This is a genomic window from Candidatus Sericytochromatia bacterium (assembly GCA_035285325.1).
GTDB lineage: Bacteria > Cyanobacteriota > Sericytochromatia > S15B-MN24 > JAQBPE01 > JAYKJB01.
Map to the genome: position 1 here is coordinate 1 of JAYKJB010000044.1, position 24,388 is coordinate 24,388.

A 24,388-nucleotide genomic window follows, 5' to 3' on the forward strand; every position below is an offset into this window, starting at 1 on the left:
CCCACCCTGCCGCCCCCACCGACCCCGATGCCGCTGCCGTCCGCGCCGCGTCTCACGGTGCCGCGACAGGGCAGCTTCATCTTCTATGAGGACTTCGAGAAAGGGCTGGACCGCTGGAACCTGTCAGGTGGGAGCGGCGGCGTTGGCTGGACGCGCCTGAATGCCTTCACCTGTGGGGGGGCCTGGACGATGCTGCTGGGCACCCCGGAATGGACTCCCTATCGGGAGGTAGTGGGGGAGGCCTTCCTCACCACCAAAGCCCCCATCGACCTCGCCAAGGCCAATCGGCCGCATCTGTTCTTTGACGTGCGCGGCGAGGCCGAGCCTGCGGAGGCCCTCGCGACCCAGGCAGAGGTGAGCCCTGACGGCAAGGTCTGGCAGCCGATCGGCGAGCCGACCACGGCCCGCCATCGCTTCGTTTCGACCCTGTTCGCAGACCTCACGCCGTTTCGGGGGTCGGGCCTTTATCTTCGCTTCAGGGCCCGCCTGCAGGTGAGAACCGCGCCCACCAAGGGCCTGTTGCTCGACGACATCCACCTGATCGAGCCGGACCTTTCCGCACCGGTGCGCTGACGCGGTATCATGGCGGGATGCGTCAGGTCCTGTTGATTTTGAATTTTGGTGGCCCGCAGCGCGCGGGTGAGGTCGAACCTTTCCTGTTCGAGCTGTTCCGGGATCCGGATGTGATCCCGATTCCGGGCCCCCCGATCGTGCGGGAGGCCTTCGCCGACCTGATCAGCGGCCTGCGCTGGACCAAGACGGCCAGGCAGTACGGGCAGATTGGCGGGGGCTCGCCGCTCGTCCCGACCACCTACGAGCAAGGCGCCGCCCTTCAGCGTGCGCTGGCGGAGCGAGGGCTCGATTTCGAGGTTCACTACGCCATGCGTTACACCCGGCCCGACACGCGCACGGCCCTGATGGCGATTCGCGAGGGCGGTCCGGCCCGGATCGTGACCCTGGCGATGTACCCCCACTATTCCTTTGCCACGATCGGCTCCAGCTATGGCGAGCTGGCGCGCCAGCTCAAAGCGCTCGGTATGCAGGACTGGCCGGTCACGTATGTCCCGGCCTTCCCAGTCGACCCGGACTACGTCGCGGCCGTGGCCGAGACCATTCGCGAGGCGGTGGCCGATCGGACCGCCGACGAACCTTTGCCTCATCTGCTCTTTTCGGCACACGGCCTGCCCGTCAGCTTCGTGCAAAAGGGCGACCCCTATCCCCGTCACATCCAGGCGACCGTGCAGGCGGTGGTGGCCGAGCTGAATTGGCAGGGGCCCCATTCGCTGGCCTGGCAAAGCAAGGTCGGGCCGGCTGCCTGGCTCACGCCCGGCACGGAGACGGAGTTGCGTCGCCTTGGCGCCGCGGGCTGCTCCAGCGTGCTGGTGGTACCCGTGAGTTTTGTGGGCGACCACATCGAGACGCTGTTCGAACTGGATATCGAGTACCGCGAGGTGGCCGAGGAGGCCGGAATCCATCGCTGGCGTCGTGCGCCGGCCCTGGATGTGCGCCCACGCTTCATCCAGGCCCTGGCCAATCAGGTGCAGCGGGCGCTGGCACCGGAGCCGGCCTGCTTGCCGGGCTGTTGTCGGCTGCCGCGCCCGGTGGGTATGAAAGGCCTGCGGGTCATCCCCGGGGGATGCGTTCCTCACTGCCCGTTGCCCGCCTACACCCTGAACTGAAGCCGGAGCGCCCCTCCTGATGTCGACCACCGCGGCAACCCTGTTGACCGTTGGCCTCTACGTGCTGGCCACGGCCCCGTTTTTGCCGCTGATGCTCTACGTCCACCGGCTGGACGGGGCCTACGCCGGGTTGTTCATGGGCGCGCTCGTGTTGCAACTGGTGCCCCTCGGCATGCTGTTCCTGCCGCTGGGGGCGCTTGGCGTCGCCTTGCTGATGGTGACGCTGTACCGGGCGCACGCCCGCCTGGTGGCCTTTCGCGACGCTGGTTTGCACAACCCGCGCGTGCATGCCCGCTGGATCCGCGAATATCTGGCCAACCTCGTGGCCCTCGGCCTGGCCCTGGAGCAGAAGGCCGTGGCCTGGATTTTTCTGGAGGCCAGCAGTGGCAAGGGTTTGGACCACCTTTACACGATCGTGCTGCCTGCCAGTCTGCTGCTGTGGGCTGGCTTGCTGGTGCTGATTCGGCGCGAGAACCAGCGTCTGAAAGTCGTGGACCGTCAGGTCACCTGAGCAGCGAGACCGCCAGGCATCCCGAGGCCAGCCCATCCTCCCCGCGGTCACTTCTCCGCTGGGCTCACGGGACGGTGGCTGTCAGGCGTGTTGAATCACCACGTCGCCGCGAAACAATGGGCCCTGTGGCGGTGCTACGCGCGATGCCTCCAGGCGCCACGCGCGCCCATCCGGGGCCCAGGTGCGCAGCACCAGCCCGGGTACCTCCTCGACCACCGTGGCATCGCAGCCGCGCAGGCGTTCGCGCGCGGCCTGCAAGGCTTGGCGATCGCCCAGCTGCAGCCCGAAGCTCAGACCTGCGGCGACGGTGGTGCTGACTGAGGCGCTCTGGGCTTCCAGGATGAGGGAAAAATCCGGCCCTTCGAACGCGCGGCTTCCGTCCAGCCGTCGGGCGGGGGCAATTCCCAGAAGCGCCTGGTAAAAGGCTTCGGAGCCGGGCAAATCCGACGTGGGGCAGGCGATCACGATCTTCGACACAGCGGCTTCCTCCGACTCCGTGCACCATGGTCCAGGGTACCGCATCTGCCAGGGATGAGCGCTGCACGTGCCGCACGAGAATCAGCCAGAGTCGGCGCCGGAGGCGCCCAGACGCCGCTTCAAGCAGCACCGGCAGGTGCTGCCGCTGACGCTGGTCGCATTGCTCGCTGCCAGTTGTGCCACCCCTGCGGCCGGGGTCCTCCCCTGGCAGGTGCTCGCGCCGGCTTCGCCGCACGTACCAGCCCAAGCGTCGACGGCTGGTCCGGCGCCCCTGAGCGCGCTGGCCCAGGCCCGGGAGCAGGCGCCGCGGCTGCGGGTCAGCGGGCGGGCGCGCTTGGGCCGGACGGCCCTGGCTGGGGCGACCTTGCGCGTGATAGACCTGGCCAGTGGGCGTGCCGTGGGGATCCTGAACTGGCAGGAGGAACTCGCTGACGGCGCGCTGAGGGAAGGGGAGCCGCGGACCGATGGGGACGGTCACTTTGCCTTCGAGGTTCCAGTCTTTCACGATGAGCAACTGTTCAAACTCGTGCTCGACAGCGAGCTGGGACGTCTGGTGGCCGTCTTTTCCCCGGCCGTGGCGGTTTCGTCCGGGGGGCTTGAGTCCTACCAGCTCCCGCTCGCCCGTCCGGTCAGACAGCGGCGCTTGAACCTGAACGCCGCGGGAACGGCCGCCTACAAGGCCTTCGAAGGCGTGCTCAAGCTGCAACTCCGACGCCCGCAGGGGAGCCGACTGGCGGGCAGCCGGGAGGTGCTCGATGCGATCGACCACCTCGTGATGGCGCGTGCCCCGCTGGCCGCCGAAAGAGGGGGGGCTCTGCTGGCCGCAGCGGTGAACCGTGAAGGCGAGATTGCTCGACGCGACGATTTCCGGGCTGGGGTCTCGCAACTCGGCCTGTTCGATGCGCTCTCCCACGCCGTGCGACTGGACCTGCTGGCCCTGCGTCCCGTCACGCCAGAAGCGCGGCCCGACCTCGACCCCCTCACCGAAGAGGATTTTCCCCTCTCCCCCCTCTCGCTTGCGGGCGGGGGCTTCGCCTTCGACGGCCCGACGGGGCCGGTGGCCATGCCGGGGTGGGCGCTCGGCTCCGCCGACAGCGTGACCCATTCCTCCGGCGCTGGCCGGCGCATTCCGGATGCCCGCGCCCCTGAGGCGCCGACCGTCTCCGTCGCGCCCCTGACGGCGACGCCGTCTGCCACGCCCACGCTCGTCCCCACGCCCTCTCCCACGTCCACGCCGAGCCCGACGCCCACGCCAACCCCGACCCCCCGTCCGACACCGCACCTCAAGACCCTGCACAGTCGCTTTGATGGACGCTACACCGCCCTGGCCGTGACTCATGACGGCGGGCTGGCCGTCGGCGATATGAATGGAGGCTTTTATCTGGTCTCCCAACCTGCCACGGCCTTCACGCGCGGCCCGCTGCTGGCGCCGCCGGGATCGGCCGGCTTCCCCCACGGGCTGACGTCGGTTCCAGGCAGCGCTGTGCTCTACTACGGCGATCGCAGTGGCCTCTGGCGCTTCACACCCAGCGCTCCCTTGGCCGGGAACTTCGACCTGATCGAGGCGGGCGAGTCGCTGGGACACCTGGCGACAGGCGGACGCGAGGCCACCAGCGGGGGCAAGCTGTACTGGCTGAAGGCACTGAACAGCCACACGCACGTGCTGCGCTGGTTTTCCCTGGCCGACCCCGCCGTCGCCTCGGGCACGATCCAGTTTGCCGGCGGTCCGCACTTGTCCCACAGCCCGTGTGCCGTGGCCGTCGACGACAGCGCGGCAGGCGCGACACCCACGCTTTACCTGGGGGATTACTCCGGGCAGGTCTGGCGGCTACAGGACGGCGGCGCAGCGCCTGAGCTGCTGACGACAGGCTTCTTGCCGAACCACGGCGGACTGGCGATCGACCGGGCGCATCAGCGTCTGTATGTGCCCTGTTACACCAATCCGCCCTTGCGTCTGCGCCTGGAGGCGATCGAATTGGGGCACTCGCCCCCGCTGGTCTCCACCGTGCTGCCACATTTCCTGGCTGGTGCCCCGCTGACGTGGGACACCGGAGAGCCTGGCCAGGCCGGCATGGTCGGTGGCCTGGCGCTCACCCCGGATGCGCGTCGTCTGTATTTCAGTGAGTGGGTCAACCCAGCCTACGGCGATTCCAGCATCCGCATGCTGGATGGCCTCTGAACGTAAGGCGCCCGGCTCTCGACGGGGGCAAGGACCGGTCCGTTATTCTTCCGACCAGAGGTAGGTGTAGCCGGCCAGGGCCCGCTCGTAGTGGCGCAGCAGCAGGCGCTGTTCCGAGATGGTGATGCGCTTGTCGCGCAGGGCCCGCTCGGTTTCCTTGCGGATGCTTTCGACCAGGGCCTCGTCGTCGTACTGCATGTAGCGCAGCACCTCGCGCATGGTGTCGCCCTTGACCACGTGCTCCAGCGTGTAGCTGTCTTCCCCACCGGCAGCCAGGTGCACATGCACCGTGTTGGTGTCGCCGAAGAGGTTGTGCAGGTTGCCCAGGATTTCCTGGTAGGCGCCGTTCAGGAACATGCCCAGGTAGTACGGCTCGCCCTCGCGCCAGGGGTGCAACTCCAGTGCGTGTTTGACGTCGCGGATGTCGATGAAGTCGTCGATCTTGCCATCGGAGTCGCACGTCAGGTCCGCCAGCGTGCCGCGCGCTTCCGGACGCTCATTCAGGCGGTGAATCGGCATGATCGGGAACAGCTGGTCAATCGCCCAGTTGTCCGGCGCCGACTGAAACACCGAGAAGTTGCAGTAATAGGTGGTGGCCAGCATCTGCTCCAGGTCGGCCAGTTCCTCCGGCACGAATTTCAGCGTGCGCAGCAGCGGCAGGATGCGCCGGCAGCAAGCCCAGAAGAGCTCCTCGGCGCGCGCGCGCTGCTCCAGCGTCAGGTAGCCCAGCGTGAACAGGCTGAGCGCCTCTTCCTTGAACTGCGAGGCATCGTGGTAGGCCTCCTGCAGGTTGCCCTTGCTGATGCCTTCCCAGGTGTCGTAGAGGTAGTGAAGAATCTGGTGGTCGTCAGCCGTCGGCTTGACCGGGGGCTTGCTCAGCACCTCGCCCACGCCCAGCACGTCAAAGACCAGCACGGACTGATGCGAGGTAATGGCGCGGCCCGATTCCGAGATCAAGATCGGGGGCGTGACTCCCGCTGCCACACAGGCGTCCTGGATGCCGCCCACCACGTCGGCGGCATATTCCTCGATGTTGTAGTTCTTGGACGCGTGGAAGTTGGTCTTGGAGCCGTCGTAGTCGATCCCGAGACCACCGCCCACGTCGAGGTAGTTCATCGGCGCGCCCAGCTTGGCCAGGTGCACGAAGAACTGTGAGGCCTCGCGCATGGCGTTCTTGATCACGCTGATGTTGGAAATCTGCGAGCCCACGTGGAAATGCAGCAGTTGCAGGGCGTCAAGCATGTCATGCGCCTTCAGCGTCTCAACCACTTCCATGATTTCCGCGGCCGAAAGGCCGAACTTGGCGCGATCGCCCACCGAATCACCCCAGCGGCCAATGCCACGCGCGGCCAGCTTGGCCCGCACGCCCACCAGCGGCTTGATGCCGAGCTTCTTGGCCGCGGCCAGCACCAGGTGCACCTCGTTGAGCTTCTCGATCACGACGATCGTGGTCAGCCCCAAGCGCTGGGCCAGCAGCGCGGTTTCGATGTATTCGGAATCCTTGTAGCCGTTGCAGATGACCAGGGCACCGGGCGTTTTCAGGGTGGCCAGCGCGATCAGCAGCTCCGGCTTGGAACCGGCTTCCAGGCCGTACTGATAGGCGCCGCCGTAACGCACGATTTCTTCCACCACGTGGCGCTGCTGGCAGACCTTGACCGGGAACACGCCGCGGTACTCGTTGGGGTAACTGTATTCCGCGATGGCGCCGCGGAAGGCCTCGTTCAGGCGTCGGATGCGGTCCGCCAGGATGTCGCTGAAGCGAATCAGCAGGGGCATGTTGAGTCCCCGCCGCTGGATGTCGCAGACGAGGTCGTACAGGTCGAGCGCGTAGCGTCCTTCGCCGGACGGGTCGACCGACACGCGCCCGGCCTCATTCAGCTTGAAGTAAGGATCGCCCCAGTCCAGGATGTGGTACAGCTGTTCGCTGTCGCGAACGGTCCAGTCCTGGTTGCCGGTTTTGAGATCGTCGACGGTCACGGGGTAGCCCTCTCGCTCGGGCGCACCGCACGGGTGCGAACCACCATTGTAACAGGAATCACCGGGAATGCTGGCGGCTGCAGGGCGTTCAGCGGGCGAGCAGGCCCCCGGGGCCCGCGGCCCCGTTCAGCCAGGACGTGCGGACCTGCAGCCAGTGCTGGATGCGCGGCGCCAGCAGTTGCCAGGCGCCTGTGAAGACGCTGTCCGGCAGCCCCATGGCCCGTTTGGTGCGGGCATCGCGGTCGAGCGGGTGCCGGTCGCGTTCCAGCCCGAACACCCGGTTGAAGCCGAGTTCGGGCAGGAAGACCAGCGCCGAACTGGGAATCGGCCAGTCCGAGCCGTGGAGGATGCGGTCGATGTAGCGGCTGGCCGCGAAGCGGCGAATCTGGCTGCGGCGCACCAGCGAGGCGAAGGCCGAGGTGTCGCCATAGGCGTGCGGGTAACGTTCCAGCAGCTGGATAAATTCGGCGCTGTAATCGTGCCCTGGAAACAGCCACGAGCCGGTGCCGCAGTGGCTGAACACCACCGGAATGCCGCGCTGGAGCAAGGTTTCGTAGAGCAATGGGTTGCCCAGCCGCTGGACCATGCCGGGAAAGGTGTGCTCGCAGCCGGAGTGGGCGATGACGGGCAGGCCCAGCTCTTTCAAGGCGTCGTAAAAGCGGGCGTGGGCGGCGGCCGTCGGGTCGAATTTTTGCAGCGGGCCCAGCCATTTCAGGGCCACTGCATCCGGCCCCCAGCGCTGCAGTTCGGTCAGCGCGTCCTTGCGTTGCGGGTTGACGGAGATGACGGGCAGCAGCCGGGGCGATCGCCGGCAGACCTGAAAGGTCCAGGCGTTGGGCACGAACAGGTGGCTTTGCGCCAGGTCCAGTTCGCCGCCGCCGGTGTAGACCCCGTCTAGGGCGAAGGCGGCCACGTAATCGATTTCCTCGGAACTCTCGGCAAAGGCCACCAGGCGGGCCGCAAAGTGTTCCGTGGCGCCCAGCGCATCGCGCGTGTCGACGCCGATCACCCGTTCCAGCGCCTTGAACGCCAGCGAGCGCGCCATGCGCGGCGAGATGTGGCAGCCGGGGGCCCCGCCGCCCAGCCCGGCCAGGTGCACGTGCAAATCGATGCGGGGAATGCGGGCGCTGGGTTCGCTCACAGGCGAAACTCCACCCGGGTCTCGCGCGCCGGTTGGGCCTCGCCGCGCCCGGCGCGTTCCCGCGCGGCACGGATCCACAGATTGGCCGTGTCGGCCGGGCAGGAGACGAAGCGGGTCTCGCCGCGCCGCAGCACCTCGCCCTGGTTGACCAGCACGCCCATATCCTGTTGAAGCACGATCTGGCCCACCCAGGGCATGAACGGCTTGAGCAGCGGTGTCAGCCAGCCCAGTCTCCACGTCAGGTAAACGTAGACCTTGGTTTCATGCGCGTTGACAGGCGTGCAGAGCTGGAAGCCGATGACCGACTTGCGCGGGCCGAAGTGGTAGGCCACCTGCACCGTGGCGGGCAGGTAGAAGCGGTCCTGGTGGCGGACGGTCTCACCGCGCGGCACCAGCAGGCGCCCCAGCAAGCTGTCGGTTTGCTGGTCCTCGTCGATCTCGATCACCACGCCGTCCGGCACGGCCCGCACCACCGTGCGCGCGCCGTGGCTGGCGGGCGTGCGGAACAGCCCCCCGTGCACGTAACCAGTGTGCGGGCAGTCGATGAAGTTCTCGATGACGTTTTCGACCGCGTTGGGGATGCTGGTCTGCAGGCGCGCATGGGCCCAGCCGGCCTCGCCGCGATGCGGAAAGGCGAAGGGCATCACCCCTTCGGGCGGCGGCTCGCCGGGCTGCGCGCCCAGGTAGACCCAGATGTAACCATCCTGTTCGCGGGTGGGGTAGGCGGGCGTCCGGGCCGCCGCCGGGATCGCCTCCCCGGCGCAGAGTGAGGGGATCGCGACGCAGGCGCCACTGCCGTCGAATTCCCAGCCGTGGTAGGGGCAGGCCAGGCGGCCGTCGCGGCAGCGGCCCTTCGAGAGTTCCACCGCGCGGTGCGGGCAGCGGTCGAGCAAGGCGGTGGGCCTGCCATCGGCGCCGCGGAAGAGCACCAGGCGATCGCCGAGTATTTCCCGGGCCAGGGGCTGCTCTCCGAGCTCTCGGTCTTCCGCCGCGATGTACCAGTAGCCACGCATGGGTCGCACCTCGTCTCTGGATTCTAGCACCCGCCCTCGCGCCGTGCGGCCCCCTGGCCGCTTGCCCCGCGCCCACGGAAGCCCCGTGCGCCCCATCGCCATTCGGGGGGACCATTTGGGGCGATCGTCCGGCGGCCGGGCCCACGCGCTCATTGAGGAATTTAACCCACCCGCTGGCCCAGGCTGTTTGAGTGTAAACTCAGATATGACGTGGCCTGCAAAGCCGGCTGGGGGATGCCCCCGGCGTGCCGTCGCCCTGCTTCCGTGAAAGGATCGCATTTCGTGACCTCGACCCGTTCCCGCCTGATGCCATCACTGGCCCTGGCCCTTGCCCTGCTTGGCTGCAGCACCCCGCTGGCCGGCATCAACCTCACCGGCGCGCCGGCTGCCGTGCCGGCCGTCCCCGCTGCGGTGCCCAGCATCGCCGAGCCCGCTGGCATTGCCCCCGCCGCGCCTGTCGCCACGTCCGCGCCGCCGATGGCCGTCGATGGTCGCGTGCGTCTGCAGGGCAGCGTCTTGCTGCAAGACACGCCCATTGCGGATGCCAGCCTGACCGCCATCGACCTGGCGACGGGCAAGGCCATTGCCCTCAAGCCCTGGACCGACGCCGGCGGCGGCAGCGCGGGGGCCACCCTGCGCACCGACGCCCAGGGCGCCTTCGAGCTGGAACTGCCCAAGCTGGCGGCCGACCAGGTGGTCAAGCTGGTCGCCGTCAGCGGCGGCCAGACCTACACCGCCCTGTTCGACAGCCGCGGCCGCGCCATCGGGGGCTCCCCCAGCGCCGGCGCCAAGTACGTGCTGAAACAGGGCCAGGCCACCCTGGTCACGATCCTGGTGCGCCTGACGGCCGCCAGCACGGCTGCCTCCAAGGCCTTCGAAGGCGTGCTGAAGCTGCAATTCCAGCTGCCCGCCGAGCAGGTCGTAGCCAACCTGAACCAGGTCATCGATGCCGCCCAGAAAGCCGCCACCGAGCTTGAGACGGCCTTGGCCAGGAAGCCTCAAATGGCCAGAAGCTTGGTCAACGCCGTCGGCGCGCAGGGCGAGATCGGCGACATCGACAAGTTCCGCACGGCGATCGCCAACCTCGGCGTGTTCGACACTTTGTTCAAGTTGGTTGAGGCGGAATTCAAGACCGTCATGGCCAAGCAACTGACGGCCCGGCAAGATGCCGAGGCCATCACGGCCGAAGATTTTCCGCTCGACCGCGTGACCATCACCCAGGGAGGGGGACTCGTTTTCGGTGATATCCCAACGCCCATTCAGATGGGCGGGGCCGTGACCCAGCACTTCGTGCCGACGCCCGCGCGCGGGGGCGGCCGTTCCATCGTGGCCAAGGCACCCCCTGTGTTCTTGCCCAAGTTGACGAGATTCAACACGCCCGGCACCGGCGGCAGTGGGGTGGATGGGGTGGCCTTCTTGCGTGGCCTCGGCACCGTGCTGGTGGCCCACTACACCCACTTCAAGAAGCTGAACCTGAGCACCCAAACGCAAGCAGACCTCGGGCTAGGACTCACGCAGAATCACACGGGCGTTACCCAGACACGAAACCTGGCCAGCCAGACCGTCTATGTCAGTGGGGGGGATCGGGGACAGTTTATTTACTGGTACGAGCCAAGTGGAAATGCGCCCGCCACGGGTATCTTCACGACCCTTCCGACTAACGTGAATATGGGCGGGACCTTTGCCCTCGCAGCCACCAGTTCTCGAGTCTATCTGGTGCCTTACGGCAGTGGTAATCAAACCATGCGCGTTTTTCCCCAGTCCGATCCAAGCGCCAGTCGTGTCGTGCAGGCGAACGGGGCGACCGTGACGGTCAACAATGCGTGGTCGATGGCGGTCGATGACCACCCCTCATCGCCCACCATTTTTTATGGAACCCAATCCGGCGAGGTGTTGGTGGTCCGGGATGGTGGCGCCACTGCACCACTCACCCTGGCTCAGTTTACGGGCTTCGAAATACGCGGTCTGGCCCTTGCCGGCCCCACCCTCTTCGTGTCCTTGTTCAACAATTCAAACCAGGACGACAAGCTGATGGCCTTGAATGTGAGCCAGACCCCTGTCAGTTCTTATGTGCTGCTAGCCCAAACCGGCACGGCCATTGCGACGTCGACGGATTTCGATAATCCTCGGGGGCTCTCGCTGGAACTGGACAGCGGGGGAGCACCCGTGAACCTTTATATGGGTGCACAAAACGACCGAGTGTTACGACTCCAGTTCGGTAGCCTCTGACCATCGCTTCGCGATCATCGCGGCCGTTGCTCGCTCTCCGGGGATGGCGCCTTCGTCAGCGGATTGGAACCGGCATCGAACACATGTGGCCCTGCCGCCGCTGTGGCGATCTTCGCGGCGTGGCCACCAGCGCCCCGGCAGCCCGAGTGCCCGTGCCTCGAACAGAAGCTCTTTTCGGCGACAGCTCCCTGGGGCTGAGCTCCCTGAAGTCCTGTGGCTGGAGCGAGGGAAGCGTCGGCGTTTCTTAGCGCTGCGCTTAACCTGCCATTAAGGTGAGCTCGGGCAAGTTGTGCCGGTCGTGGCGGATATTCAGTAAAGGATCAGCAAAGAGCAGATGAAAACCTAGTAAAAAAGGGAGACGCCATGCGGTTGGACTCGTTCAAGAATCACGGTGCCTATCAACGCGAGAGTGAGGCGCTGGTGCGTCGCTACGACCGCAACGGCAATCAAGCCCTCGAACGCGATGAGGTCAGCCGCGATCACTTCTTGCGGCGCGACGTGGAGACGACCACCAACCGGGTCTCCCAGCACTACGTGGTGGCGACCACCCGCGAGGTGGAACGCTTTGTCCGCATCGAGGTCGAGGCCTGGCGGCGCGCCGACCTGAATGGCGATGGGCGCCTGACGTCCGACGAGATGCTCAAAGCCTATGAGCAGCAGCGCGACCGCAATGGCAATGGTGACCTTGGTTTCTGGGAGCGCCTCGGGATGAGTCCGCGTGACCTGGCCAATGGCCTGGAGCGATTCAGCAGCCGGGAACGGGTCGTGGGCCGCAATTACATCTATGCGCCCCTGCCCGATATCGAGTCTGACCTGGACCGTCCGGCGCCGCCGCGTCCCGATTTCGATCGCCCCGCGCCTCCTTCGACCGGCCCACGCCCGCCGCGCCCGGATCTCGACCGCCCCGCGCCGCCCTCGACCGGCCCGCGTCCGCCGCGTCCGGATTTCGATCGCCCGGCGCCACCTTCGTCGCGTCCGACGCCGCCGCGTCCGGATCTCGACCGCCCCGCGCCACCCTCGTCGCGACCGACGCCGCCGCGTCCGGATCTCGACCGCCCCGCGCCACCCTCGTCGCGACCGACCCCTCCGCGTCCCGACCTCGACCGCCCGGCGCCGCCCTTGTCGCGTCCCGCCTTTGACCGGCCCGAGTCCTCCTCCAGCCGTCCGCTACCGCCAACCCCCACCCCGATTCGCCCGAATCCTGCCGTGGACGATTGAGCGTCGCGCCCACTTCAACGCATCGTCCGTTCTTTACCCGCCCGATAAAGGAAAACGACTCTCATGAAATCGCGCATCCTGTGCTTGACCACTTGCCTTGTCCTGACAGCCTGCGGCCAGGCATCCCAGTCTCTGAGCCCGAATCCGACGCAGGCCTCCCAGTCTGTCCTGGCTGCCCAGGCGGCCAAAGCCCGCAAGCTGCCGCTGCCCCAGGGCCTTCCCCTGCAGGATGGTCACGCGGCGCGCCGCTCCGCCCTGATTGCGGAACGCGCGCTGGGCGACTACCTCAATCTGACACGCCGCTGGGAGCGCACCTATGGCGATCGCGCCAAGGATGCGATCGAAGAGCAGATGCTGCGCACGCTGAAGGATGCCCTGGATGACGTGCAGCGCGTGACCTCGCGGGAGGGCCGCGACGAGATCGACCGCCGCGCCTACGACCTGGCCGACCGTGGCCTGGACCGTTACGAGTTGTTGTATCGCGAATGGCGCGCGACCTACGGTCGGGAGCAGGCCCGTCTGGTCGTGAACGAGATGCTGCGCATGTTTGTGGACACGCTCGAGGCCATTCGCGACAACGCCTGAGCGGCAACGAAACAGGCTGGCCCCCTGTCGGCGAAAGATTTGCCGTCCGGGGGCTTTCTTGCGGTGGGGCGTCGCGACGTGCCCGCTGGCACGCGCGGCCGCCTCGAGGTGGTAGCATGAGCGCCATGAGGCGTCTGCTTGCTTGTGTCTCGGCCGTGCTGGTGCTGGCCTCGCCGGTTCTTGCCGAGGCCACCCCGCCAGGCAGCCTGGTCTCGCCCTTTGTCTGGCGCCTGGTTGCGCCGGGTGCCTCGCCCGGCGAGGTCGACCACCTGATCGGCACCATGCACGTGCCGCTCGGCCCGCGGGAGTTCCTGCCGCCGCCCCTGGTGGAACTGCTTCGGCGCGCCGAGGGCTTCACCATGGAAGTCGACCTGGCGCGGGTATCGGCCGCTGCGGTGGCGCACTGGACCCGTCACCAGCAGCCGCAGGCCCTGAAACGGGCCCTGGGCCCGGCCGACTGGGCGACGCTGGCCCGCAAGGCCCGGGCGGTGGGCCTGGAGCCCGCCAGCCTGGAGGGCTACAAGGCCTGGTACGTGTCGTTGCTGCTGGTGCCCACGCAAGCCGAGGCCGGGCGTCTGATGGACAGCTGCCTGCGCCGGGAGGCCGAGGCGGGGGGGGCGGTCTCCCGTTACCTCGAAACCCCCGATGACCAGTTTCAGGCGCTGGATGCCGTCTCGGATGCGGAGGACCTGAAACAGCTGCGGGAGGCCCTGCATCAGCCGGACAGCCTGGCCGATGAGGCGGCCCGCATCGAGCATGCCTACCGCCGAGGCGACCTGGCGGCGATCGAGCAGGATCTGCTGGCCTCCGATCGCCTGGCCGCCTATCCGGACTTCTACGAGCAGGTCTTCTGGGCGCGCAACCGGCGATGGCTGCCGGTGCTGGAAGAACAAGCCCGCCAGCAGCGGCTGGTGGCGGCGGTCGGCCTGGGGCACCTGCTCGGGCCAAAAGGATTGCTGGCATCGCTTGCCGCCCGCGGCTGGCAGGTGACGCGCTGGTTGTGAGGCCCCTCCAGCGTGCCCGCCGGGCGGCATTCCGCAGTATAATCGAGCCATGCCCACGCTCGCCTATACCTTCGACCTGACCCTGCCCCACACCCACCTGGTGTCGGTCAAGCTGGAACTTCCGGCCCACGGGGAGATGCATGCCGACATGATGCTGCCGGCCTGGCTGCCCGGGGCCTACAAGATTTTCGACAATGCGCGCAACATCCGTGCGTTCGAGGCCGAGGGCCCCGAAGGCAACCCGCTGCGCGTCGAGCGACGTGACTGGCAGACCTGGCGGGTTTATCACGGGGGCGATGCCGCGACGATCCGCTATGAGGTGTACGTGAACAAGCCGGAGATCCATCAGGGCCAGATGGATGCCGAGCACGCCTTCCTGAATCCGGGCGTGCTGGCCGTCTTTCCCAAAGGCCATCAGGAAGACTGGCCGGTGACGCTGGCGCTCAATCTGCCCGAGGGTTGGCGGGTGGCGACAGGCTTGAAACCCACGGGCGAGAGCGGCTACCGGGCTGCTAGCTACGAGCAGTTCATCGATTGTCCGCTGCAATGTGGCCAGTTTGCCATGGCCCATTTCAACCACGACGGGATTCGCTACGAGGTGGTCTACGAGGGGGCGACCCCCTGGGACCCGGCCATGCTGATTCCGCCCTTACGGCGCATCATCACAGCCGCTTCGGACCTGTGGGGGCGCCCGCCGCTGGACCGCTACGTGTTCATGTATCTGGAGACCGAGGCCGATTTTCTGAACGGTCTCGAACACGCCAACTCCACCATCATCACGGGGCCCGTCACCGACCCGCAGCGGCTGGATGGCCTGCTGACCATCACGACGCACGAGTTTTTCCATCTCTGGAACGTCAAGCGTCTGCGCCCGATCGGGTTTGGTCCGTTCGATTACACGCGCGAGGCGCACACCACCGCCCTGTGGGTCGCCGAAGGTTTCACCGAGTACTACACCGACGTGATCATGCGCTGGGCGGGCCTGCACGGCCAGGACACCTACCTGGCCGGTGTGGCCAGCTACGTGCAGCAACTTATGGCCATGCCGGGCAGACGCAACATGAGCCTGGAGGAGGCCTCCTGGACGACATGGCACTTCGGCGATGACCGCTGGAACGGGGCGCTGAACTATTACGTGAAGGGCTACCTGCTGGGCGTCGCGCTGGACCTCACCTTGCGGGCCCGCTCCGAGGGAACCGTCTCGCTGGATGAGGTGATGCGCGCCATGTGGCAGGACTTCGGCGCGCCGGGCATCAATTACCGCCCGGAAGACGTCTGTGCCACGGCTGAACGCTTGCTCGGCGCGTCGCTGGAAGACTTCTGGGCGCTTCACCTGCGCGGGCGGGAGGATTGGGACTGGGAGGCGATTCTGCGCCCGGCCGGCCTGTTGCTGCTCGAGCGCGACCCGCGCCCGAGCCTGCAGGTGGTGGTTGCCCCGGGCGCGGGTGGTTTGCGCCTGCAGAACGTGCGGGCCGGTGGGGCCGCTCAGGCGGCCGGTCTGCAGATCGGGGACGTGCTGGTGGCCGTGGGCGGCTTGCGGGCCACCGAGGGCGTTCTGGCACAGTTGGGCGAGCACGTGGAAGCGGGGGACACGGTGGAGGTCCACTACTTCCGACGCGACATCCTGCGTACGGCGCATGTGACGTTGGCGCGCGAGGTGGCCTATGCGCTGGTGCCGGATCCGGCGGCAAGTGCTGCCCAGCAGGCCCTGCGCAGTGCCTGGCTGGGCGGCATGCCGACCAAGGCCGTGGCGCGCGCCTGATCAGGGCGGGCCTTGGAGAGCGGACTTGCAGCGCGATGAGAGCGGCCCGGCGGTGAGCGCTCACCTCGGCGAACGACTCTCGGCGGTTTTGGCCTTGCTGGGACCAGTCAACCATCTGGCCGATGTGGGCACGGACCATGCGCGCGTGCCGCTGGCGGCTGTCCGCTGCGGGCAGGCGTTGCGCGCGACCGGCATCGACCGACACGGGCCCCCGCTGGCGTCAGCGGCCGGAACCCTGGCGCGGCTCGGCGAGTCGCGGGTGCGCCTGCGCAAGGGCTGGGGCCTGGGGCCGCTGGCGGATGATCCGGCCGATGCGGTGGCGATCGCCGGAGTCGGCGGCGCCACCGTGCTGGCCATCCTGGCGGCCGACCCGGAGGCCTGGCGTGCGGTGAAACGGCTGGTGGTACAACCCAACACGGAGGTGGCGCGCGTGCGGGCCGAGGCCCGGGCGCTGGGCTGGCACCTGCTGGCCGAACGGATGGTGTATGAGCGTGGGCGCTACTTTGTCGTGCTGGCGCTGGTTCCGGGTGAAGGCCCCGATCCTTGCCACGCCGAGACGCTGCAACACTGGCCGCAATTGTTCGCCTCCGAGGGCCCGGAGGGGGACCTGGACGCCCCGAGCGGAGCGGAGCAGATCGCCTGGCTGGACTTGCTCGGTCCCCATCTGTTGCGACACCCGAGGCCGATTTACCTGCGCTGGCTTCAAGGCGAGGTCAAGCGCCGGGTGGCGGACGATCGCCGGGCCGGTCAGCCGCCCTCGCGCCTCACGCGCGTCTTTCTCCGCGCGCTCGCCGGGCTGCCCCCGGTTTCCCGCGAAGACGACGGGGCGACGGCCGCTATCGGGTGAGCCGGATGCTTCCGCCTGCGAACCAAACGGGGCAGGCGGGCGTGTTACGATGGCGCACGCTTGCCCTGCGCCCAGGAAGGAGCCACGGACCGTGCTGGAAACCCTCAGCCTGAACCCCGAGACCTACGCCGCGCGTATCCGCCCGGATTACGAGCGCGAACTGAAGGAAATCGTCGAAATTCCGACGGTCAGTCCTGACCCTGCCTTCGCCCAAGACATCCGGCGTGGGGCCGACTGGGCCATGGCCTTTTTCGCCGCCCACGGCGTGGAGGCGCGTCGCTTCGAGACGCCCGGTTACCCCGTGGTGGTGGCCTGGATGCGGCATCCCCAGGCGACCCGCACGCTGACCATCTACAACCACCTCGACGTGCAGCCGGCCACCGAGCCTGAGTGGGAAACCGACCCGTTCGCCTTTGCGATTCAGGGCGATACCTACCGTGGTCGGGGCACGACCGATGACAAGGGCCCGGCCCTGGCCGCCTTTTATGCCGCCAAGGCCGCGCGAGAGGCCGACCTGCCGCTGAACATCCAGTTCATCTGGGAGTTCGAGGAGGAGATCGGCTCCCCGAACTTCGCCCAGTTCCTGGCCGAGCACGCGGACCTGCTGGCCTGCGATTCGGTGGTCGTCTCCGACACGATCTGGATCGCGCGGGGCAAGCCGGCCGCCCCCCTCGGCTTGCGCGGGATGGTCAGCTTCAAGCTGTTGCTGGAGACCGGCACCAAGGACGTCCACAGCGGTCTCGCCGGCGGCGCGGCCCGCAACCCGATCGGGGAACTGTGTCAGCTGATTGTCGATATGTACGATCCGCGCACGGGCCACATCAAGATCCCGCACATCTACGAGCGCGTGAAGCCGGTCTCGGAGTCTGAACTGGCGGGCTTTCTGGCCTCCGGCTTCGAGACGGCGGAATTTCAGCGGGCCCACGGTCTGAAGTGCCTGCGCATGACCGACCCGGCGGAGGTCACGCAGGCCATCTGGGCCCGCCCGACCTTCGAGGTCCACGGCATCGTGGGCGGCTACATGGGCCCCGGCGTCAAGGCAATCGTCCCGCCCCGCGCCGAGGCCAAGCTCTCCATGCGGCTGGTGCCCGACCTCACGCCGGATGAGGTGATGGCCGCCGTGACCGCCTTCGTGGCGGCCCACAATCCGGACGTGGTGGTGGAAGGCGGCGGCAAGCTGGAACCCTACCAGGGTTCCGCGGAAGGGCCTTACGCCGATGCGGTGCGCGACTCGCTGCGCTTCGCCTTCGGGGCGGACCCCGCCTTCGTGCGCGAGGGCGGCTCGATCGGCGCGGTGGTGAGCCTGCAGCGGGTGCTGGGGTGCCCGATCATGTTCATCGGACTCTCCCTGCCCGAGCACGGCTACCACGCGCCGAACGAGAACTTCGACTGGCCCATGGCGGCCGGCGGCATCAAGGCCTTTCTGCGCTACTTCGAGCTCGTGGCGGCCATGTAGGCGTCGGGGCGCTTGGCGTCCGCTCCCACCGAGTTGAAACCTGGCACCAGCCGCCATTGAGGAGATGCCTGCTCAGCGCCCGAACAGGCTGCCGAGGGGCACGTCAGCGGGCATGTGGGAGGCCTCGGAGCGCCAACGGGAGGCTGCTTTCGCCCGCTCGCTTGCCTGCGTGGCTTCCGACGCTTCGGCGGCCGTGGCGTCGGCCTTGGTTCGATGCACGGTGCCGGCGGCGTGCTGAGGCGGTGAATAGACCGTGTAAAGCTTCAGGGGGGTGTTCCCGGTGTTGATGATGTTGTGAGGGCAGCCTGCCGGGACCATCACCGCCTGCCCGGCCACCAGATGGCCCTGCTCCGATGAGACCAGGACATCGTTTTGGCTTCTGGGTGATTCCGACAGGTCGCTGGCGAGGTCGCTCGACTCCGGGGGAGCATCGCACGCGCTTTGCGCTGCCTGGAGGTCAGGCTGTTCGCTCGTCCCAGGTTCGACCACGAAGGCGCCTTGTCCCGCCAGGCAGACCAGCAACTGGTCGCCGCGGTGTTTTTCCAGGCCAATTTCTTCCCCCGGTTGCAGGGTCATCAGCATCAATTGCGAGTGGGCGGTGGTGTAGACCTCCTGCCGGTAGAGGGGGTTGGCCAGACCGGCCTCGACCAGTGCCACGTGACAGCGCATGCACGCCTCCTGCGGCCCTGAGGCCGCCGCTCGAAGGGGGAGTCGGGGCCAGCATAGTCCGTCGACGTTCCCAAGACGAGGTGCGCCTGAGTGATGGCTGTCCGCGTGGCCCCGCTCAGTGCAGGCTCAGCGCGGGGTAATCCGTGTAGCCGGCGGGGCCGGGCGTGTAGAAGGTTGAGGGATCGGGGTCATTCAGCGGGGCGCCGTCGCGCAGGCGTGCGGGCAGGTCGGGATTGGCGATGAACAGGCGTCCGAAGGCCACCGCATCCGCGTCCCCGGTGGCGATCGCCGCCTCGGCCGTCGCCGCCTCGAAGCCTTCATTGGCGATGTACACACCGCCGAAGGCGCGCTTGAGGGCGGGGCCGAGGCTGTCCGCGCCCTGATGCTCGCGGGCGCACAGGAAGGCGATGCCGCGACGTCCCAGTTCCCGGGCCACGTACGCGAAGGTGGTCGCCCGGTCCGAGTCGCCCATGCCGTGGCTGTCGCCGCGCGGAGCCAGATGTACCCCGACCCGCCCGGGCCCCCAGACCCCGATCGCCGCGTCGGTGGCTTCCAGCAAGAGCCGGGCGCGATTTTCGAGGCTGCCGCCGTAGTCGTCCGTGCGCTGGTTGCTGGTGTCTTGCAGGAACTGGTCGAGCAGGTAGCCGTTGGCCGCGTGCAGTTCCACCCCGTCGAATCCGGCCCGCTGCGCGTTGCGGGCGCCCTGACGGTAGGCCTCGACGATGCCCGGAATTTCGGTGCGCTCCAGGGCTCGCGGCAAGGGATAGGGCTGCGGCGGGCGCATCAGCTTCACGCGCCCCTCCAGGGCGATCGCGCTGGGGGCCACTGGCTGGGCCCCATCCAGGTAAAACGGGTGCGACACGCGCCCCACGTGCCAGAGTTGCAGCATGATGCGTCCGCCAGCGGCGTGCACGGCCGCCGTGACGGCCTTCCAACCCTCAACCTGAGCCTCCGACCAGATGCCAGGCGTGTCGGGATAGCCTACGCCCATCGGGGCGATCGCCGTGGCCTCCGACAGGATCAGGCCGGCCGAGGCCCGCTGCACGTAATACTCCCGCATCAGCGCCGTCGGCACGCGGCCTTCGCCGGCCCGGCAGCGGGTCAGCGGGGCCATGATCACGCGGTTGGGCAGCAGCAAGTCGCCTACCCGGAGGGGACTGAACAGATTGGACACGGCGGGTTCTCCTGAGGGGCCGGGGGCGCACCTCAAGATATCTCCGAAATGGGCGGTGGTGTCCAGTCATCGCGACGCTCGCTGGGTGTGCGAACCGCGCGATGGGGCAGGACCTCACCTTCCCCTGCCCTCGGAGGCAGTTGTTGAGGCTCGGTGTGGCGCGTGGTTCAACGATTTGACAACCGGGGTATGGGATTGACAGTGGCCAGGAAAATATGTATGTCTGCTGCGACTTGCAGTGTGGGTGGGAGGGTCTGACGTGGGCACAGCCACGACGCGTGCGACTGTCAGTCTGATTTTGCTGTTGCTTCTGTCTTGCTCGTCGCCGACAGGGGGAAGGGCAGTGCTACCTGTCGCCTCACCCAAACGTGCCCAGTCACCTCCTCAGGCTGACCTCGTGGCCAGTGCTACCGGACCCGATGAGATGCCTGCTCTGGCTGCCTCCGATGCGCTCAAGCCTGCTCCTGGAACCCTGCTGCCAATGGTTCAGTCAACGGCCACAGCCACAGCGGTCGCCAGCACTTCTTTTCCCACCCAGACCGCCAGCGCCACACCATCTGCGATCGCAACCCAGGTTGCGACGGCTACAGGAGGATCCAGCGGGGCGTCGGGTGGTGGCACCGGGGCCTCGTCGGGCGCCAGTAACGCCAGCGGCACGACACCGGTAGTGGCCAACCCCGTGGCGACGACCGCGGTGGTCGGCGCGACGGGTACCCTGAGCCTGAGCGTGCTGCTCTCCCATCCCTACAGGTTGACTCGGTTGGCGGGGGAGGCTGGGCCTGTCGGTCCCGGAGGCGGGGGGCTCTGGACCACGTCGCTCCGGGCCATCAGCGGAGTGGTGCGTGCGCCTGACGGTGCGCTGTATATCGCCGACCCATTTTACCATCAGGTCCGCCGTGTCATTGGAGGGAACGCGGAGCGCATCGGAGGTAGCAGCCAGGGTCTGGCGGGCTTTGTCGACCAGGTGGCGGCGACTGCAAGTCGTTTTTCCAGTCCGTCTGGCCTGTTCCTTGATTCGCGGAGTGGGGCGTTGCTGGTCTGTGATACGGGCAATCGCAGGGTTCGATTGTTCCGCCCAGGGGGAATCGTCAGTACGTTTGCGGGTGGTGGTCTCGTGACCAGTTCACCGACCACGGCGGCCAGTATGTATCTCGATGCGCCCGTGGCACTAGCGGGGGACCGTTATGGCAATCTGTTTGTGGCTGATCGGGATGGCGGTCGGGTCTGGCGACTGGCCAGCGACCGAACGGCCCACCTGGTGGCGAATATGCCAGGTGCATGTGCGCTGGCACTCGACTCCGAAAGAAACCTGTTGTGGGTCGGGACCTCGACAGGGCGGGTTCACCGCGTCACCGGTGCCCGGACGGCTCCGGTACTGGATTTGGCCACCCCAGTACTGGAACGCAATGGGCAACGCATTCAAGGGTTGGTGACCAATCAGCAAGGCACGCTGTTCGCCCTCTCGGCGACCGTGGCCGGAGATGCGCGCTTGTGGCGGTTCCCCGTGGATGCCCAGGGGCGTCTGGAGCCAGGGCAGACGCCCATTGCGATAGCAGGCACCGGGATCGCGGGCGCCGCCTCGGCTGACTATGTGGCATCCACGACTCCAACGCTCGACGCCTTGCAAGCCAAAATTTCGGTTCCGCGCCCGGCTTGCCTGTTCCTGGATCTCTCACACGTCGGCGCGGCTGCCACGCCTGCCGGCCAGCTGATTCTGGGCGTGGGTTACGAGGGCGCAGTGGGTTGGGCGCAGGTGATCCAGCTCGATGTGACAGATTGAGCGCAGGAACTCGGAGGTAGCGCGATATGGGAGATCGGCCGATCCGCAGAGAACGGGTGCGTTCAGTGATGGCGTGGTTGCGTCCACTGCTGTGTCTGACGCTCACGCTGTGGGGCTGTATGGCTCCAACCAGCCTGCCAATCGGGCCACATTGGGCTTCCTTGCGCGTGCTACTCTCCGGAACCCCCGCCACCTATCGTCTGAGTTATCTCCAGGAACCCGACTGGCGAAGGGTCACGGCGACTCTGTCGCGCCCTGGAGGGGACACGCTGTCGAGCGAGGCTGCGCGCGGTAGCGCACTGGAATTTCCGAGTGTCCCGCCAGGTCCCGGTTATACCCTAAGCCTGCAGTTGCAGCGCCCCACGCCCGAAGGGGGGCAGTTGTCGGTGCGCAGCTTCGAACGGACGGGCTTGACGCTGCACGCTGGTCCGAACATCCTGAGCCTCGATGGCTTCTCAGATGTCCATCACGCTCCCCTCCTCGCTCCTCCAGATGCCTTAGGAGCGGCCGTTGTCTCCAGTATCCCCGAGGATGGCCCGCCTGCAAGATTGAGTTATCCTGATGCCGTCGCGGTGGGGCCCGGTGGCTTGCTTTACATTGCGGATGCCGGCAACAGCGCCATCCGGCTGCTCAACGAAGATGGGGTCCTCGTGACCGTTGCTGGGAGTGGCAGCGCTGGTTACATCAACGCCTACGGGCGGGCCGCCCGCTTTTCAGGCCCCAGAGGTTTGGCCTTTGACGCCGCGGGTAATCTTTACGTGGCCGACACGGGCAACCATCGCATCCGTAAGATTTCAACGGACGGCTTTGTCGATACGGTGGCGGGAACGGGTGAGGCGGGATTTGAAGACGGCCCAGCCCATCTGGCCAAGTTTAACAGTCCTTCCGGCGTGGCAGTGGATGCCAGTGGAACGTTGTACGTGGCCGACGGGGAAAATCATTGTGTCCGACGTCTCTCCACGGCAGGAACTGTGTCGACCGTGGCGGGCGATGGGACGGCAGGTTTTGCGGATGCCGTCTCTACCGCCGCTCGATTCAATAGCCCTTATCAGCTGGCTCTCGATGCTTCCGGTGTCATCTATGTCACGGAGATCGGTGGCCGCCGGGTGCGCAAGGTGCAACCCGACGGTACCGTCACGACGCTGGCGGGTGACGGCGAGCCGGGGAATATCGACGGCTCGGGACCCTTTGCGCGCTTTGAATTTCCCTGGGGAATTGCTGTCAACGCTTCGGGCACGCTCTTTGTCGCCGATTCACAGGCCCGTCTAATTCGGCGCATCAGCCCGACCGGGCTTGTGACGACTGTCGCGGGTTCAGGTGGGAGTACGGCGCTTGATGGGGCAGGCCTGTCCGCACAGTTCTCTGAACCCAGGGGCTTGGCCGTTGACGACTCCGGGGCTGTGTTCGTGGCAGACAGAGGCAGTCATCGGATTCGCAAGATGGCTCCAGACACCAGCGTGACCAGCGTAGCGGGCTCAGGTTTCGCAGGTTTTGCCGATGGCAATAGCAAAGTGGAACAGTTCGGGAGCCCCACGGACGTGGCGGTGGATGCCTCCGGGGCACTTTACGTGTCAGAAGCCAATCGCATCCGGATCCTCAACCCGGACGGGACGCTTCGTGCGTTGGCGGGGGGAGGACCTGGAACGAATGACGGCACGGGCAGTGCGGCCCAATTCGCCTTGGCATTTCGGATCGCGCTCGATTCCGCAGGGAACCTCTTTGTCTCGGATGCCAACAACAACCGCATCCGGAAGGTGACGCCAGCGGGTGTCGTCACAACGCTGGCCGGTTCCTCTAACGGGTTCGCTGAGGGGCAGGGCAGTGCGGCCCGCTTCAGTTCTCCATACGGCGTCGCCGTGGATGCTTCCGGCACAGTCTACGTCGCCGACCGGTCCAATTATCGAATCCGGAAGGTCAGCCCGGATGGGCTGGTCACGACCTTTGCGGGTTCGGGAAGTTCCACTCATGCCGATGGTCAGGGCGCGTCGGCGGGCTTCAGTAGCCCGAGTGGGTTGGCCTTCGATGCCTCGGGCACTCTTTATGTGGCTGAAAGCTCTCGGGTGCGAAAGGTGTCGCCTTCTGGCCTGGTAAGTACCCTGGCGGGCTCGGGCAGTTGGGGGGCGAGTGACGGCGTGGGCGTGGCGGCGAGTTTCAAGAACTTGAGCGACATAGCGGTGGATGCATCGGGTGTCGTCTATGTGGCAGACTATGACCCCTCCAGGATCCGACGGATTCAACCTGATGGGACCGTCTCCACGTTGGCCGGTGGAACGCCGGTGGGATTCGCCGATGGCATCGGGGCGGTGGCTCGCTTCAACAACCTTGCCGGTATCGGCATCGATGTTTCCGGCACGCTCTACGTGGCCGATAGTGGCAACCGATTGATTCGAAGGCTCCGTTGACTTTGCCTTTTCAATGCGATGGGCTGGTCCTTGGGATGGTGAACTTGACGACCTGAACGGCCCCTCGTTCGGTTTCCGCGCATCGGTGTACTGGTCTTCAGCGTGCTTTCCCGAAGTGGCTGTGGCTCAAAAACTCGCAGACCCGCACCAGCAAAGCACGCTGGTCCTCCGGGGCGTAATGCGACAGGGCTGCCAGCAGGTGCTCGTTGCGCGCCTCCTTGCGGATGTACAGCTGGCGGGCGAAGGAGGCCACGCCAGAGATCGCCTGCACCTGCGCACGGTTGC

Annotated in this window: 21 protein-coding genes; 13 read left to right on the forward strand and 8 right to left on the reverse strand. The window is 67.0% G+C overall.

Annotated elements, in window-relative coordinates:
- From VKP62_06015 to VKP62_06025, 3 genes are all read left to right on the forward strand, one after another.
- Positions 1-573, forward strand: a 573-nt coding sequence (locus VKP62_06015) for a hypothetical protein (protein MEB3196743.1), incomplete at its 5' end; no start/stop codon positions are given.
- A 17-nt stretch (positions 574-590) separates the two neighbouring features.
- Positions 591-1,679 carry a ferrochelatase gene (gene hemH, locus VKP62_06020; protein ID MEB3196744.1) on the forward strand — a complete coding sequence of 363 codons (1,089 nt, stop codon included), beginning with the start codon at positions 591-593 and terminating at the stop codon, positions 1,677-1,679.
- A 19-nt stretch (positions 1,680-1,698) separates the two neighbouring features.
- On the forward strand, positions 1,699-2,190 hold the full coding sequence (locus VKP62_06025; protein ID MEB3196745.1) for a hypothetical protein: 492 nt from the start codon (positions 1,699-1,701) through the stop codon (positions 2,188-2,190).
- 81 nt (positions 2,191-2,271) lie between these two features.
- Here VKP62_06025 and VKP62_06030 read toward each other — a convergent pair whose 3' ends face one another.
- Complete coding sequence (locus tag VKP62_06030) at positions 2,272-2,667, reverse strand: hypothetical protein (protein MEB3196746.1); 396 nt, start codon at positions 2,665-2,667, stop codon at positions 2,272-2,274.
- A gap of 67 nt (positions 2,668-2,734) precedes the next feature.
- Between VKP62_06030 and VKP62_06035 the strand changes: the two genes are divergently transcribed.
- Positions 2,735-4,846 carry a hypothetical protein gene (locus VKP62_06035; protein MEB3196747.1) on the forward strand — a complete coding sequence of 704 codons (2,112 nt, stop codon included), beginning with the start codon at positions 2,735-2,737 and terminating at the stop codon, positions 4,844-4,846.
- Between the two features lie 42 nt (positions 4,847-4,888).
- On the opposite strand, the gene speA is transcribed toward VKP62_06035, so the two are convergent.
- The 3 genes from speA to VKP62_06050 form a co-directional block, all read right to left on the reverse strand.
- The gene (gene speA / locus VKP62_06040) at positions 4,889-6,823 is read right to left on the reverse strand and encodes a biosynthetic arginine decarboxylase (GenBank protein ID MEB3196748.1); all 1,935 of its coding nucleotides are present in this window, start codon (positions 6,821-6,823) and stop codon (positions 4,889-4,891) included.
- A gap of 88 nt (positions 6,824-6,911) precedes the next feature.
- Positions 6,912-7,964, reverse strand: coding sequence for an amidohydrolase family protein (locus tag VKP62_06045; GenBank protein ID MEB3196749.1), 1,053 nt, complete (start codon positions 7,962-7,964; stop codon positions 6,912-6,914).
- A complete protein-coding gene (locus tag VKP62_06050; protein ID MEB3196750.1) occupies positions 7,961-8,977 on the reverse strand; it encodes an aromatic ring-hydroxylating dioxygenase subunit alpha in 1,017 nt (338 codons plus the stop codon). The genes VKP62_06045 and VKP62_06050 overlap by 4 nt, the downstream gene beginning before the upstream one ends.
- Before the next feature lie 282 nt (positions 8,978-9,259).
- On the opposite strand from VKP62_06050, the gene VKP62_06055 reads away from it, so the two are divergent.
- The 7 genes from VKP62_06055 (at position 9,260) to VKP62_06085 (ending at position 18,078) form a co-directional block, all read left to right on the forward strand.
- Positions 9,260-11,206: a hypothetical protein gene (locus VKP62_06055; protein ID MEB3196751.1), complete on the forward strand. Its 1,947-nt coding sequence runs from the start codon at positions 9,260-9,262 to the stop codon at positions 11,204-11,206.
- Between the two features lie 363 nt (positions 11,207-11,569).
- Entirely contained in the window at positions 11,570-12,424 is an 855-nt protein-coding gene (locus tag VKP62_06060) for a hypothetical protein (GenBank protein MEB3196752.1), read from the forward strand.
- 63 nt (positions 12,425-12,487) lie between these two features.
- On the forward strand, positions 12,488-13,009 hold the full coding sequence (locus tag VKP62_06065) for a hypothetical protein (protein ID MEB3196753.1): 522 nt from the start codon (positions 12,488-12,490) through the stop codon (positions 13,007-13,009).
- A gap of 116 nt (positions 13,010-13,125) precedes the next feature.
- Positions 13,126-14,013, forward strand: a complete 888-nt coding sequence (locus tag VKP62_06070; GenBank protein MEB3196754.1) for a TraB/GumN family protein — start codon at positions 13,126-13,128, stop codon at positions 14,011-14,013.
- A gap of 49 nt (positions 14,014-14,062) precedes the next feature.
- Positions 14,063-15,775 (forward strand): PDZ domain-containing protein, encoded by a 1,713-nt coding sequence (locus VKP62_06075; protein ID MEB3196755.1) that lies wholly within the window; start codon positions 14,063-14,065, stop codon positions 15,773-15,775.
- A 52-nt stretch (positions 15,776-15,827) separates the two neighbouring features.
- Positions 15,828-16,622 carry a class I SAM-dependent methyltransferase gene (locus VKP62_06080; protein ID MEB3196756.1) on the forward strand — a complete coding sequence of 265 codons (795 nt, stop codon included), beginning with the start codon at positions 15,828-15,830 and terminating at the stop codon, positions 16,620-16,622.
- 91 nt (positions 16,623-16,713) lie between these two features.
- Positions 16,714-18,078: a M20/M25/M40 family metallo-hydrolase gene (locus VKP62_06085; protein ID MEB3196757.1), complete on the forward strand. Its 1,365-nt coding sequence runs from the start codon at positions 16,714-16,716 to the stop codon at positions 18,076-18,078.
- A 72-nt stretch (positions 18,079-18,150) separates the two neighbouring features.
- Here the strand turns inward: VKP62_06085 and VKP62_06090 are convergent, their stop codons facing one another.
- From VKP62_06090 to VKP62_06100, 3 genes are all read right to left on the reverse strand, one after another.
- Positions 18,151-18,747, reverse strand: coding sequence for a cupin domain-containing protein (locus tag VKP62_06090; protein MEB3196758.1), 597 nt, complete (start codon positions 18,745-18,747; stop codon positions 18,151-18,153).
- Between the two features lie 115 nt (positions 18,748-18,862).
- On the reverse strand, positions 18,863-19,921 hold the full coding sequence (locus tag VKP62_06095; GenBank protein ID MEB3196759.1) for an alkene reductase: 1,059 nt from the start codon (positions 19,919-19,921) through the stop codon (positions 18,863-18,865).
- A 486-nt stretch (positions 19,922-20,407) separates the two neighbouring features.
- Entirely contained in the window at positions 20,408-20,542 is a 135-nt protein-coding gene (locus VKP62_06100; GenBank protein ID MEB3196760.1) for a hypothetical protein, read from the reverse strand.
- A 58-nt stretch (positions 20,543-20,600) separates the two neighbouring features.
- Between VKP62_06100 and VKP62_06105 the strand changes: the two genes are divergently transcribed.
- Both VKP62_06105 and VKP62_06110 read left to right on the forward strand, forming a co-directional pair.
- Positions 20,601-21,701, forward strand: coding sequence for a hypothetical protein (locus tag VKP62_06105; protein ID MEB3196761.1), 1,101 nt, complete (start codon positions 20,601-20,603; stop codon positions 21,699-21,701).
- Positions 21,702-22,249: 548 nt separating this feature from the next.
- A complete protein-coding gene (locus VKP62_06110; protein MEB3196762.1) occupies positions 22,250-24,103 on the forward strand; it encodes an NHL repeat-containing protein in 1,854 nt (617 codons plus the stop codon).
- 97 nt (positions 24,104-24,200) lie between these two features.
- Here VKP62_06110 and VKP62_06115 read toward each other — a convergent pair.
- A partial coding sequence (locus tag VKP62_06115) for a hypothetical protein (GenBank protein ID MEB3196763.1) occupies positions 24,201-24,388 on the reverse strand: 188 nt, incomplete at its 5' end.

Bases quoted from the DNA above. Each gene is read 5' to 3' on its own strand.
- hemH (MEB3196744.1), top strand. From the start codon at position 591: ATGCGTCAGGTCCTGTTGATTTTGAATTTTGGTGGCCCGCAGCGCGCG.
- VKP62_06025 (MEB3196745.1), top strand. From the start codon at position 1,699: ATGTCGACCACCGCGGCAACCCTGTTGACCGTTGGCCTCTACGTGCTG.
- VKP62_06050 (MEB3196750.1), bottom strand. From the start codon at position 8,977: ATGCGTGGCTACTGGTACATCGCGGCGGAAGACCGAGAGCTCGGAGAG.
- VKP62_06060 (MEB3196752.1), top strand. From the start codon at position 11,570: ATGCGGTTGGACTCGTTCAAGAATCACGGTGCCTATCAACGCGAGAGT.
- VKP62_06065 (MEB3196753.1), top strand. From the start codon at position 12,488: ATGAAATCGCGCATCCTGTGCTTGACCACTTGCCTTGTCCTGACAGCC.
- VKP62_06070 (MEB3196754.1), top strand. From the start codon at position 13,126: ATGAGCGCCATGAGGCGTCTGCTTGCTTGTGTCTCGGCCGTGCTGGTG.
- VKP62_06075 (MEB3196755.1), top strand. From the start codon at position 14,063: ATGCCCACGCTCGCCTATACCTTCGACCTGACCCTGCCCCACACCCAC.
- VKP62_06090 (MEB3196758.1), bottom strand. From the start codon at position 18,747: ATGCGCTGTCACGTGGCACTGGTCGAGGCCGGTCTGGCCAACCCCCTC.